Genomic DNA, 15,839 nt, shown 5'->3' with positions numbered 1-15,839 from the left:
CCCTAAAGTGACTCGGTAACAAGCGCATCAGCAACGGTAGTCGCATCAGCAACAGAGGTCATCTCAGCAACGGCGATTAAACCACTGCCGTCATCTCCCGCGTTAGTATCCGCATCATAATACAAGCGCGTCTGAGCGCCATTAGACACAAGGAACAAACCTGCACCACTATGATCACCATTGGTAATTGCCGCTTCAAGCTCATCCAGATTACCTGTTTCGCTGTTATCGAAGCTGAAATTATCATCCATATTGACCACATAGAGATCCGCATCCGGCTGTGAGGCTAATACCCCTAAGGTGGTACTAACATCGGTGTCAAACGCTGCCTCAACCTTGCTCATTACACTAGGTATGCCCACAAAGGTCTGACTGTTTAGTACGACGGTGTCACCATCGGCGGCATTAAAGTCTTGAATAACATCCATGCCTTCGGTTGGCGCTTCGAAAACAAAACGATCCGCCCCTGCACCACCAATCAGTACATCGGTACCTTCACCGCCAAACAAGCTATCATCACCATCACCGCCTTCTAAGCGATCACCACCGGCAAAGCCGTATAGCTGATCGTCTCCTAGTAAGCCTTGCAGCGTATCAGCCTGATTATTACCTTCGACAACATCATCACTCTCAGTGGCATTGTCATCATCGGTGATCTGTGTCGCGGCACTACTGCTCAATAGCGTCATCTCACTGTCAATTTCAACCGTGAGTAACTCATCCAGTTCAACGGTTTGATCCTGATTAAGTTCAAGTGTCAGTGATTGAGTCCCATCGGCAGTAAAGATCAGCGACCCCGTAGGCAACACGTTGCCATTGAAATCGTTCGCCGAGACATCGTTCGCCCCTGTGCTGACGAGTCCCCAATCGACCTGAGTGCTCTCGGTGACACCCGTGGCAATCACGTCGAAGGTAATCTGCGTCACGCCACCACTGCTGCCTTCCACCACCGTTGTTTCACGGGCAGTAATTCTAACGCCCTGCTCATCGGCCAAAATAGTGCTATCCACTGGAGTGCTATCGATATTAAGACCGGTACCGCTCAGTGTTAAGCGGAAGGTCTCATCGGCTTCAATAACATCATCACCCTGCACCGTCACAACAAACTGTTGGCTACTGACACCAGCCTCCATAGTAATAGTGCCATTCATCGCGGTGATAAAGTCATCCTGATCCACATCGCCACTAATGACATAGTCGATCGTCACCGCATTATCGGTATTACCCGAACGCAATATTTGATAGGTATATTGCGTCTGAGTACCCGCCTCACCTTCAAACCGTTCGACGTCGAGTCCCAACAACACCACGCCTTCATCATCGGTGGCAATCGTCGCGGCCGCTTGAGTCGCATTGGTATCTAAAGACACCCCTTGGGATGGGTTTTGCAACTGCACGGCAAACCCTTCATCGACCTCGGTAATCATATCGGACGCCACTTCAACGGCTATCGTTTTACTGGTTTCGCCAATATCGAAGGTGATCGTATCACTCGGTAAGATGCCGCCGATAAAGTCGTCGGCATCAACCTGATTACCGCCATTACCAATCACCGTCCATTCGACCGTATCCACTTTATCCACCTCGCCGCTGCGGGTTACCGTGAACTCATAAATCACGCTGCCAGTATCACCTTCTAGCTGACTCGCCGCGCCCTCATTGGTAATGGCCATCAGACTATCGTCGTTTTGTATCAAGCCCAGAGCCGTATCGTTGACGAGGTTATCGCCATCAATCACGACTCTGAATGTTTGATCTTCGCCCGGCTCATTATCACCGGCCACCACCATCACGATCTCCGCAGAGGCTTGATTCTCAGCAAACTCAATCGTGCCCGATGGCATCACACCGCCGACAAAATCATCGGCACCGGCTTGATAACTTCCATAGCCTTCAACGGCCCAGGTAATGGTTGTTGCAGACAAATCACCGACACGTTCAACACGGTAGGTAAAGCTGCTGGTTTCACCGCTATCACCTTCGGCTTTTTCCGCATCGACCGCGAAGATCGACACGCCGGTATCATCGTTAGCGATTTCCGTGCTTGCCTCGCCCTGAAGAATATCCACACCATCAGGTTCAGACAGAACAACCGTAAAGGTTTCATCAAACTCACCGGTATCATCGCCCATCACCGTGACACTAATGGTCGCGGTTTCCTGGCCTGGGCTAAAGCCCACCACACCAGAAGGATAGAAGCCGCCAAAATCCAACGCATTGACGGGATTATCACCACTCGGCTGAACGGTCCAAGCGGCACTGCTCGAACCACTGATATCACCGCTTCGGGTGGCGGTGAAGGTAAACACCGTTTCAATGCCATCAGCGCCTTCGTTACGCGATACCTGATCGGCAGCGATGGTTAATACGGCATCATCGTTCAATACCGTCGCCTCGGCCGTGACCTCAGCCACGGTCGAACCAAAGCTAGGGCTTTCTAACGATACGCTAAAGCTCTCATCATATTCACCGGCGTTATCCCCATAAACTTCAACCGTGAAGGTTTGGCTGGTTTCACCATCGGCAAACACCACTGTACCGGTAGTATTAACAAACTCAGCTAATTCAAGGGGATGTTCACCCGCCCCGACCACCGACCAATCAACGCTGGCAGCCCCCGTGGCGGTGCCAGAACGAGCGATACTAAAGGTAAACGAACGGCTACCGCTGTCTCCCTCGGTTTGCGCCCCCGATACAGCCTCCACCGTCAGCGTATCATCGTCATCAACAATCGTGCCCTCTACACTCGCAACGGTAATATCCGCTTCACTGCTTGGGTTTAGCAATTCAACATTAAAGGTTTCGTCACCTTCATCCAAACCATCGGCGGCAAGATCAACGGTAATGGTTTTACTGGTTTCACCCGCTACGAAGGTGAGACTGCCGGAGGGTAAAGCCGCACCAACAAAATCATCAGCGGTCGCCGAACCCGCAACCACCTGCCAATCCACGGTTGTCTCTACGCTCAAATCACCACTGCGACTGACGGTAAACGTGGTTGAGCTGGCACTGGATTCATCCCCCTCGACCGCACTGACAACCAAGCCGCTGAGGGCCAGATCAACATCATCATTGCTAATCAACGCATTAGCACTGCCTGCCGTTGCCGAAAGAGTGCTACCACTGCCCGCTTCGTAAAGTTCGACCGCGAATGCCTCATCCGTTTCAACATCGCGATCACCGATAACATTAATGGTCAACACCTGACTGGACTCACCATCGGCAAACTCAACGACGCCAGAGGTCGCCTCGAAGTCTGCCGCCGATGTTTCCGTATTAACAATCTGCCAGCCGACGGTTGATACCCCATCCAAGCTACCGTCTCGGGTGACCGTAAAGGTAAAGCCGGTGTTCGTGCCAGACCCCTCGGCCTGATCAGCATCCAATGCAACGATGGACATCACATCATCATCATTGACGATGGTGACATCTGCGGTTTGCTGAGCAAAGGTATGGTTAAGCCCATCGGTCGGTGCGGCCAGTGAAACAGTAAAGCCTTCATCGGCTTCTAGCTGATTATCGCCATTGATATTAACGATAAAGGTTTGGCTAACCTGTCCCTGAGTAAAGGTTAGTGTACCCGATGGCAGTAAATTGCCGACAAAATCACTGGCCGTAGCGGCATCAGCACCATTACCGGCAATCGACCAATCGAGAGTTGTCGCCGACAAACTACCGGTGCGTGAAACCGTGAGCACAAATTCACTATTGCTATCGCCCTCCACCGGTATAGTCGTCGTTTCGACGCTCCAGGCAACATCATCACTGACCACTGTGCCAGTAGCACTGTCATCCACCACCCCATGACCAATGGAACTGGTCGAGATTTCGATATTAAAGAGCTCATCCGGTTCGACTAAGAGATCACCCTGAACGGCAATCGTAATGGTTTTAGACTCAGTATCACCGGCGCTAAAACTCACCTGTCCTGACGGTAAACCACCATTAACACCCAAGCTATCTTGCCCGGTAACAAAGTCAGCGAGACTCGCGGCATCTTGATCTGTTGGCAATGTCAGGTTCCAATCGACATCCGCCGCCAGTGCCTTATTGCCCTCACGGCTGATAACAAAGGTGTAATAGGTCAGATCGCCTTCTTGTCCTTCCGCTTTATAAGCATCCGTTGCGGTAATATTAACGGCGGTTTCATCATCGACAATCACCCCATCGGCAGTGCTGTTGATAAAATGAATACCGTCAGGGCCCGTCAGGCTGATCTGGAAGCTTTCATTATCTTCAACCAAGTAATCGCCGGTCACGGGGACACGAATGGTTTGTTCGGTGTCATTCACGTCGAATGTAACGGTGCCGGTAATGGCATCGAAGTCACTGTCGGCGGTCGGGTTGCTACCGATACCGGCAACGTTCCATGTCAATGTTTGACTAGCATCGAGATTGCCACTGCGCGTGACAACAAAATCGTAGTAGGTGGTCGTGCCCGTATCACCTTCGACCACCGGTGTATCAGGCCCGCTGATATCAAACACCACGTCATCGGTTTGAATCACACCCTCAGCCGATGCCTGTGTCAGCGTCACGCCCTCACTCGGGTTACTCAGGGTCACCGTAAAGCCTTCATCAAACTCACCGGCAATATCACCACTGACATAGACCGTTAAGATGGTCGACGCTTCGCCGGATGCTAAGCTCAGAGTACCCGACGGCAATGCACCTTCAAAGTCATCACCATCGGCTGCTTGAGCACCACTGCCGGTAATCACATATTCAACGGTAGCCGCCGTCGCTAAATAACCATTACGCGCGACCGTAAAGGTAAAGGCGGTCAAGCTTGAATCCCCTTCCGTCTTAACCGCATCCGTGGCGCTAATCGACAACGTGGAGTCATCGTTAACGATGGTGGTCTCAGCCGTTGCCGTGGCAATCGTTGCCGACCCATCGCTGGTTGAGGCGGCATCCGACAGGGTCACGGTCAACAGCTCATCGGCTTCTAAGGTCTCATCACCACTGACCTCGATAGTGATGGTCTGATAACGCTCGCCGGTAAAAGTCAGTGAGCCACTGGGTAAACCGCTGTTAGTACCTAATTCATCCGCGGTCACAAAGTCCGCGTCGGTCAGCTCGGCGGCACCGGATAAGGCCCAATTCACGGTGCCATAGCCCGATACGCTATCCACCGTGAAGGTCAACGAACGGGTATCACTGTTACCTTCTAGTTCTGTGGCGGCACTGGCCGTAATACTAAATTCAGCATCATTATCAATGATCTGCCCCACCGCTGAGGCCGTGGCAATACTATCGCCATCGGTACCCGCGCCTAAGCTGATGTCAACCGCATACGCCTCCGGCGTTTCCGCACTCGTATCATCGAGGGCGGTTACCGTAAAGGTCTTGCTCAGCTCACCGGCAGCAAACGTCACCGCTCCGCTAGGGAAGCTGCCATTGAAATCCGCTGCATCCGTGTCGGTGCCCGCACTGACCGACCAATTAATGGTTTGCGCTTGCGCCGTGTCATGGCTTCGCGTCACGGTAAAGGTTTGTGCCGTGCCTTCAATCGCGGCAGCACCCGCTTCAATTGAGAAGCTGCTATCGTCATTAAGGATCGTACCCGCCGCCGAGCTATCGATGACTTCATCAATATCAACAATATTGCTCAACTGTATAGTGAAGGTTTCTGACTCTTCCGGCGAGATATCACCCGCCACGGTCACCTGAATCTGCTGGCTGCTCTCACCCGAAGCAAAGCTGATGGCGCCAGTTGTTGCGCCAACAAAATCACTCGCTGCTGTGGAGACGTTCACCAGGCTCCAATCCATCGTCGAGGTGCCACTCAAGTCACCACTACGGGTCACGGTAAAGGTCAATGTTTGATCCGCATCCGCTTCGGCTATTTCTGCATCCGCAATACTGATACCGGTATCATCGGTCAGGATCGTCAGATCCGCACTAGCAATACTCTGAGTATTGGTGATATCGGGGCTCGGGGACGTGAGCGTATCTTCAAATAACACCACACGGAACTGTTCGTTATTTTCAGCGATGATATCGCCTGAAACGATAACACTGAATTGATTGGTCAACTCGCCATCGGAAAACGAAATCGTACCGCTCGGTAAGCCGCTATTGCTGCCGAGTGCATCACTGGTACTGAAGTCATCGGCATCGGTCCCGTCGGTGCCTACCGCTTCAACGCGCCAGCTAAGGGTGGCAGCGCCACTATAGCCGGTGCTGGCACGATCCACCGTAAAGGAGAAGGTTTGGTTCGAGCCGGCATCTGTCTCGACGAGGCTCGTGTTCGCGGGCGTTAAGGTATAAGTCGTGTCATCGTCATAAAGCGTGGCAGACAGGTCTAAGGTGGTCGATTCACCACTGTAACCGTTATTCCACGCCGTCGAATTAGTGGCATAACTCTGGAAACGGACATAGGAACCTTCGGCATCATCGGGCGTTGTTAACCGTAAGGTAAAGGTTTCATTCGCCTCCACCAAGGCATCATCGGTCAGCAGATCTTCGATTGAAATAGTATAGGTGTAACTACTACTGTAACTGTAAGCTTGAGCATCTAGGGTGAAGGTACCACTGGTGGTGACAAAATCGCCTGTCGTTGCACTGCCGGTAATAATCTCATAACCCACCGTGACATCGTTATCCATCCGCCCGGCACGTACCATAGTAAATGAAAGCGGGTTGCCCTCATAAGCACTGACATTGAGGTTAGTGTTGTAGCCATCAGCATCACCGCTGTAGGTATCCCAACCACCGACCCACAAGCGCACATCATCATTTTTGATCGTGACCTGTTGTTCGATGTAATTATTCTCGGTATCGGTATCGAGGTTAGCTGGGCCATAACCATTCTGATCAGCGGTACCGCCGTATACATCGTAGAGCCAACTCTCTGCTTGATCGGCCTCATATAAACGGAACGTCAGGGTTTCATCGTTTTCAACATAATCATCACCATTGAAGGTAATCGTCACCGTCTGCTCGGTTTCTCCGGCAGCAAAGAAGACATTACCGTAGGTGTTAGCGCTGGTATCTTCATATGCTCGATTAACATCACCGTAATCTTTCACATCACCATAGTTGTAATAGTTAATCTGTGAACCGCTAAGGGACCACGCCACCGTCGAAGAATAGTCGAGTGAGTCGCCGTCTTGGTCGGTTCGAGTAATCGTGAAGGTAACGGTATTGCCGGTATTCTGATCGTTATAGGCAACGCTATCCGCAGTGCCTTCAAATACAGAGGTGTTATCGACCGTCAAGGTTAGAATAGGGTCTGGCTCGTTATCATAAACATACGCCGTATCTGTATAACCTGTGGCAGCCGTTTCGGCATCGTGATTCGCTTCCCCTTCATCCACATTATTGGCATTACCTAATGCGATTGAAACACTCTCACGCCAAGTTTCTGTCCAACTGTCATCGAGGGTTTCCATGGTGATGGTTTTGCTGGTTTCACCATCGGCAAAGGTCAGTGTGCCGGTCCATTGATCGTTACCCGTATCAAATGTCGCAGTACCATTCTCTGGCACAGGATCATTCACATCAGACGCATCAAGCTGATACCAGGTCGACTCATCGCTGGTATTTTCGTTGGTTGTTTCACCCCCCGTAAAGGTGATGAACCAGTCCACCGTATCCGTACCACGAGTATCGCCATCCCGTGTAATAGTGAAAGTGATGGTGCCACCCTCAATAGTATCACTGGCTGCGGCATCAAAGCGGGTGTCATCGTTATCGATTATACCCACGTTGTACTGTTTATAACTCGATGTATCATAAGAATTGATTGAAGAACCCGCACTAGGGTTTTCTAGATAAACACTAAAGCTTTCATCGTATTCACCCACATCATCGGCCAGTGTATAAAACGTGATATACGCCCACTCTTGGCCGTCGACAAAGGTCACGGTGCCAGAAGGAAACGCACTCGACACACTCGCGGCTGTAACGACGCCATCAGTATCAAAGGTAAGGTCGATAAAATCGTCAACGTCAACCAGATTACCGCTGTAGGTGCCAACACTCCAATCTACCGATGCCTCACCCGCCGTAGCTACTTGACGCTGAACCGCAAAAATATGTTCAACATAAGAGTAATCGGTGCCCGCCACATTAACGGTGACTGCCCCGGCGCCACCATCGGCGGCGCTATCGCCTTCCAATCGTTGATAGAGATCATTGCCCGGGGAGAGCGTTTCAACGGTTGTATCAGCGACCTCGCGGTCACTGAGATAGAAAACAGCTTCGTCCCGTGCAATTTCTGTATACAAGTAATTTGTATTTGAAGCAACATCATTATCCGCACTACTTACGGCTGTACTGTCATAATAATTATTATAACCTGGATAGTATGACCTAAGCAGGAGAGTTCCATCATCCTTATCTGGATTATCGTATACAACATCAATTTCGTCATAACCACTGGTAGCGGTTATTTGGGTGATAAACCATTCATCACTTTCCGGACTGTCATCACCATTAATGGTAATCGTAAAGCTATCTGTTGATTGATTCTCAGCGAAGGAGCCAGTGCCTGAAGGGAAAACACTGTTTAAAAAATCACTTGTCGAGGCTGTATACTCGAGCGAATAGCCACTATTTTCATCCCAGTGCATATAAGATGGATAATTGGTATCATTTGCTAGGTTGGTCGTTCCAACAGACCAATTATAATCCGTCGTACCACTCAGATCACCCGTTCGAGTCACTGTGTAAGTGTAGGTTGAAGTTTCACCACTTTTTAGTTCCGCCTTAGTATAATTATCGACAGACAGCGTTAGTTTTACATCATCATCTAGAATAGTACTGTCGAAACTTTCCTCGCTCCCTATTGAGCTCCCAGCGTTGGCATTACTCAGCGAAATACTGAAGCTTTCATCGCCTTCTACACTGCCAACACCCGTATCACCATAGGCATATACAGTAATCTCTTTCGATGTTTCACCAGCACTAAACGTCAAGGTGCCGCTAGGGGTGATATTGGCATTGCTGCCATTACTGAAATCGCTGCTATCGGTAGTACCATGATCCACATCCCAATCGACGGTAGTGACTTGATCGGTATTACCGGTGCGAGTGACGGTATAGGTGTACGCCACGCCAGTACCATGCCCTGCATCACCTTCAACCTGTGAAGCAGTACCGGCGGTGATATTCAATTCGGCATCATCATTGCGCACCACACCGGTGGCAACGGCCGTGCCAATAACAGATCCACTACTAGGATCTGTCAACGTCACCTGAAGGCTCTCATCCGCTTCAAGCACCGAGTCAGCTGATATCTGAACGGTTAGGGTTTTAGTGGTCTCTCCTGTGGCAAACGTCACGGTACCACTGGGCAGACCGCTATTGTCACCCAAGGTATCCACAGTGCCGTAAAAATCACTCGTCGTGACCGCATCATCACCGCCACCAACACGCCACTCAACACTACTTTCCTGATCAAGATAGCCGCTACGAGTCACCGTAAACGTGTAGTCGACCAACGTAATTATTGGTGCACTTACATCTGTGCCTGACGCAGTCTGATCAGAAATAGCTAAGGTATAAGTTCCAGTTGTCCCACTAAAAGTACCTGAATAGCCCCCTGCTGACACAAAGTAGACACCTGTCTCATTAGCGGTGTAGCTGCTTTGTCCTTTATAGCCGCCTAATCCTGAGTCATAACTAAAATCCTCAGCCCCTAAATAATCTCCATCGCTGCTATATACTCCCCAAAGATAAGGGTAGGTAATTGTTCCTTCACCGGCAGGACTTCCATTGACACTAATTTGGTAAGTATGCCCTTCTATTAAATTGACACGATACCAATCCTTATCATATGCAACCTCAACATCACCAATAGCAACCCCAGTGCTATCCACAGTAAATGTAGAAGTAATATCGTCGGGCACTTCTCCTGATGCCTCTTCACTATTACCTTCTACCTTATCCGCTAACAAATTCGCAATCGACAGCGTGGCATCATCATTAACAATCTCAGTGCTCGCCGCAGCTGTGCCAATGACTGAGTTAGCCGGCGCGTCCGATAAGGTTACCGTGAGAGTCTCATCAGCTTCGGTTACCGTATCGGCTTTGAGCGTAATCTCGATATCCGCCGTATCCTGTCCATCGGCGAAGCTGACCGTGCCGGTCATATCCTGAGCATCGCCTAAATCGGCCGCATCGACGCCCGTGATTGTCCAGGTCAATTCTCTAGCGCCCACCAATGAGCCGCTACGGCTAACGCTATAGGTCAGCGTGCTATCATCGACATTCCCTTCAAATATTGAGGTGGTCTGAGCATCAATACTGAAACTATCATCGTCGCTAAGAATCGTCGCCGAATCCGTCACGCTGCTGACTTGTGCGCCAGTCTCATCCAAGAAAATGCCATTGGTTGGATTGGAGAACAGCACCGACAGCGTCTCGTCACTTTCCAGATTCAGATCGCCCAAGACATTAATGGTAATGGTTTGACTAGTTTCACCGGCAGCGAATGACACCACGCCACTGGGTAAACCGCCATTACTTAACGCGTCTTGGCCGGCGACAAAATCGCCTGCGGTTAAGCCTGTTGCCGCTTGCACCGCCCACTCAACTGTACCCGCAAGGCTGGTATCACCGGTACGATTCACGACAAAGGTGAATGCGGTCGGCACACCAGCATCCCCCTCATAGGCATCCGCTGGTGCAGACACTTCATAGCTGGCATCATCGTTGGTAATCACCGTCGTCGCAGAGGCGGCGGTAATAATACCCACGCTTGGGTTACTCAATGTGAGAGTATAGGTTTCATCGTCTTCACCTAGCAGATCGCCATTAACAAACACAGACACCGTTAATTCGCTCACGCCAGCGGCAAATGCGAGTGCACCGGATGGCAGCGCGCTACTAGTGTCATCACTATCAACACCGACGTCACCCGTGACTACATAGTCAATACTGGCAGCGCCTGACACATCGCCCGTGCGGGTAACCGTAAAGACAACCTCCTGAGTACTATTATCGCCCTCAGCCAAACTGATGTTAGCCGCAGTCACGGTAAAATTCTGATCATCGTTACCGAGACTACCAGCCGCTGTATTGGTTTCAGCGGAGATACCCAAGTCACCACCGGACTGCAAACGTGCATTACTGATCGTCACATTAAAGGCTTCGTCAAACTCGGCAAGCTGATCGCCAGACACTTCAATTGTTAACGTGACCGTTTCCGTATCAGCTGGGATATTGAGCGTACCTTGAGGTAAGCTACCACCAAAGTCATCAGCATCGACAGGGTTCTGCGTCCCCGCGCTCACACTCCAATCAACCCAAGCCGCCCCAGATAAATCACCGGCGCGAACCACCTCGAAAGTGAATGCTGTCGTGCCGTTATCACCTTCATCTTTCACACTGTCAGCAGCAAAGATAGAGAAGCCGGAATCATCATTACTAATGGCCCCGGTTGCCGAAGGTGACGACAGATCGACGTTATCCGCATCGGCGGCACTCAACACAACACTAAACGTTTCACTCTGTTCAACATTGTCATCGGTGGCAATATTAACAGTAATCTGCTGCGTCAACTCATCCGCAGCAAATACCGCGGTGCCGGATGGTAGGTCACTATTAGTGCCCAATGTATCCTGACCGGTAACAAAGTCATTCAGGGCCGCCGACGTTAATCCGCCAGCCACTTGGACAGCCCAATCAATCGATGTAGGCCCCAGCAAGCTACTTCGAGTAATGGTAAAGGTATAAGGTGTGGTTGCTGTATCGGCAGCATTTCCTTCAACAACGGCGGCACTATCGGCACTGATGGTCAGCTGCACATCATCATTATTGATTTGCGTTGTTGCTGTGTCTGTCCCCAGCCAAGTCCGATCGAAAGCGGCATCACCGCTGTGCTTGGTTAACGCAACCGACAGAGTTTCATCCGTTTCTAGGGTATTATCACCCGCTAAGGTTAAGCTAATCAGTTTACTGGTTTCATTCGCCGCAAAAGACAGCGTGCCGTTAAACTGCACGCCTGCGCTAAAGTCATCCGCTGTCAAACCCGTTGCCGCCCAATCGATGCTCACCGCTGAGCTCAAATCGCCCGTCCGAGTCACACTGAACTGTACGACTTGATTGCTGCCGCTCGCGCCTTCGACCACCGAGGCGGCCAATGCACTGATCGACACTTGAATATCATCGGCTAAGATCGAACCCGATGCGGAAGCGGTTTCAATATCCGCATTACCACTGGCTCCGGACAATGTCACGGTAAAGGCTTCATCCGCTTCGATATCCGTATCGCCCATCACCGCTAACTCGATGGTTTGACTTGATTCACCATCGGCAAAGGTCAGCACCCCAGCTGGCAGAGTACCGCCAAAGTCGTCTGCATCCACATCACCCGATAGGGTCCAATTAACGGTTGTGGTGCCAAAGGTTGTGCCGGTGCGAGACACAGTAAAGATATGCGTTGTTGAGCCACTATCACCTTCGGCGAGATCGGTGGTGGTCGCGGCGATTACTAAGCCGGTATCATCATTACCGATTACCCCTGTGGCCGAACCGACAACGACATCGGTGCCAGCGGCTGGCGACGCCAAAATAACGTCAAAACTTTCATCCGCTTCTCTTAGATAATCGCCCTGAACCGTGACGGTGATGGTTGCGCTGGTTTGTCCTACAGCGAAATCGACTGTTCCGCTCGGTAACACAGCACCGGAGAAATCATCGGCATCCGCCGCATTAACTCCCGTCCCTTGTACACTCCAGTCAATACTCGTGGTTTTATCGATGAACCCGCTACGGTTGAGGGTAAAGGTGTATTCAGTGGTGGTACCATTTTCGCCTTCAACAAGATCGGCAGAAGCAGCCGAGAGTGTAAGCTCATCATCATCATTGCTGATCACAACCGTCGCTTCACTGGCATCCACATCCACGGTTGATCCCGCACTAGGATTATCAATGGTGACGACAAAGCTTTCATCATCTTCGACAACCGAATCAGATACGATATCAAAGCTGATCAGTTTACTCAGTTCATTCGGCGCAAAGGTCAATGTACCTGAAGGGTAGGCTCCGCCCACGAAATCAGCACCAGAGATAGCCGAACCGACTGCCGCCGCTAAAGAATATTCAACATTATCGGTGCTGGATAGATCCCCACTGCGCTCAACGGTCAGGGTAACGGTTTGACTACCATTATCGCCTTCGGTCACAGCACTCAATGGCAACAGACTAAACACCGCGTCGTCATTAAGAATGCTGCCGCTCACCTCACCTACTAAGATTTCAGTGCCAATAGCGGGATCCGGATTACTCAGTTGAACACTGAAGCCTTTATCTACCTCGAGATCATTGTCTGCCGCCAAGGTAATATTCACCACCTGGCTACTGATGCCTCGAGCAAACGTCAACGTGCCAGAAAGCGCCGCCGAGCCATCGGCAAAATCAGCAGCCGAGACACCATCCAGCGCATCAGCTACGATCGTCCAATCGACAGACGTCACCGAGTTTAAGTCACCGCTACGTTGTACCGTAAATGAAATCTGCGAAGGACTACCGGGGTTACCCTCCACTTCATCGAGATTAGTCGCTTCCAGCGTTAAACCAACGTCATCATTGAGTACTACACCCGCCGCCGTATCATTTAACAATTCGAAGCCAGCCGAACCGGTGGTGAGAACAATACCGTAGCCTTCATTACCTTCAAATGAGGTATCCGCCGATGGTGTTATGGTCAGTGTTTTTTGCGTTTCGCCTGCGGCAAAGGTGATCGTACCGGATGGCAGCGTACCACCAAAATCATCTGCATCAACTGGGTTTGCGCCGCTGCCAACAAGACTCCAATTAACGCTAATTTCCGAATCTTCATACTCGGTACGAGTCAATGTAAAGGTATGTTCTTGACTCGCCGATGAACCCTCTTTCAAAACCGTATCAGTTGCTTCAATAGAAACCGCGGCATCATCAGGGTTTATCGTATGGCTCGCCGTGGCCGTGATGATCAGTGTGTTATCATCTTCCGCTAACAGCGTTGCAACGAAGGTTTCAAAGCCTTCTAACTGGGTATCACCCGACAACAGCACATCGATTAATTGCGTCGATTCGCCCGCTGCAAAGGTTACACTGCCAGAGGGATAAATGCCGCCATCAAAATCACTCACATCCGCCGGATTTTCCCCTACACCTTCAATCTGATAACCCACCGTTGATGCTAGGGATGTGTCACCCACTCGAGTCACCAGAAACTGAGCGGTTCCCCCAACACCGGTGCCTTCCATGGTTGAAGCTGTCACAGCTTCAATACTGTACTGCATTTCATCGCTGCGCACTTGGCCCGAAATTTCACCGTAGATAATCTGGGCATTGCTCGGTGCATTGGCAAGAACGATGCTGAAACTTTCGTTCGCTTCCGGAATCGCATCCCCCTGCACATACAGGGTAACGGTTTGCGTAGTTTCACCTGGAGCAAAATTAACGCTACCACTTGGACGGCCAGCATTGCTGCTGAGCAGATCTTGACCGGTGACAAAATCGGCAGAATCGACGCCACTATCGCCGGTTGGAATCAAGCGATAATCGATACTGGTTGCCTCATCAATCACTGAGGAGCGCACTACCGTAAAAGTGATCGCTGTCTGAGTGCCCGAGGCACCCTCCACCACATCGGTGACTTCAGAGAAAATACCAAAACCAATATCGTCAGTCGTCACACTCGTACTCGCCGACTCGACACCAATAGACGCATTGTTGCCTGCATTTTCAAGCATCATGGTAACGGTTTCATCGTTTTCCAATGTCCGGTCGCCCGCTATCTGTACCGTCACGTACTGTTCTGTTTCACCGACAGCAAAGTTCAGTGAGCCAGAAGGTATCAAACCGCCAACAAAGTCACTGGCATCAACATCACCATCCGTTACGCGCCAATCCACCGTTGTCGCCTCAAGAGCCGATGTCCGAGTGACTTTGAAGACCACATCAGTGACTTCACCCTCTTGGCCTTCATCAACGCGCACTTGAGTTGCGGCAATAGAGATCAACGCATCATCATCCAATACCTGCGCACTGGTACTACTGGCGGCAGCATCAAGATTCAGGTTGGCGCCAGGATTACTCAACGTCAGTGTCCAGCTTTCATCCGGTTCTATCACCCGATCACCGTTCACGGTCAGCTCTACCGTGGTACTCGCTTCACCGATCGCAAAGCTTGCTATACCGTTGGGTAATGTTCCATCAAAGCGCAGCGGATCTAGGCCCGTTAATGCCCACTCAACATTACTGGCGGTTAATGTATTATCACGTGTCAGTGTATACGTTAGCGTCTGGCTACTACCCAAATCACCTTCTAGGATACTCGCAGGACTAACCGAGATCGCCACTTCGCCATCATCATTGGTCAGTGTCGTAGAGGCCGTAGGGATGGTTATTTCAAGGTTATCGCCCGGATTAGACAACGTAACCTGTAAGCTTTCATCGGTTTCAATCGTACGGTCTCCCGCCACCGAGACGGTGAAAGAGACCCGATCTTGGCCATCAGCAAAGTTAACCGTACCACTCATCGGCTGACCGCTAGATAGATCGGTTTGATCAACACCACTGATCGCCCAATCGACACTGTTTTCACCTACCGACGTGCCTCTGACAACGGTATAGGTCAATAGCGTTGCTTCACCATCGGTCCCTTCTAGCACTGCGGTACGGTCAACGCTAATGGATACGAAAACATCATCATTGGTAACCGTTGTATCCACCTGCGTGATAGAACCTAACGTGAGGTTATCACCAGGGTTGGACAGGCTCACACTCAGCACTTCATCCGCTTCGATGGTTTTATCGCCCAGTACTTCAACGGTGAAGGTTTGCGTCGCAACGCCTGCCGCAAACGCGAGACTACCACTTTGTGCTTGGCCCGCGACTAA

At 50.8% G+C, this 15,839-nt stretch carries 1 protein-coding gene; it reads right to left on the bottom strand.

Annotated features, from left to right (window positions below; all coding sequences use genetic code 11):
* Positions 1–2 precede the first annotated feature (2 nt).
* Entirely contained in the window at positions 3–15,722 is a 15,720-nt protein-coding gene (locus tag Q4488_RS10020; RefSeq protein WP_303580332.1) for a Calx-beta domain-containing protein, read from the bottom strand.
* Between the last annotated feature and the right edge of the window lie 117 nt (positions 15,723–15,839).

Origin of the sequence: Amphritea sp. 1_MG-2023 (assembly GCF_030547545.1) — a bacterium.
Taxonomy (GTDB): Bacteria; Pseudomonadota; Gammaproteobacteria; order Pseudomonadales; family Balneatricaceae; genus Amphritea.
This window is presented reverse-complemented; position numbering and strand designations above follow the sequence as displayed.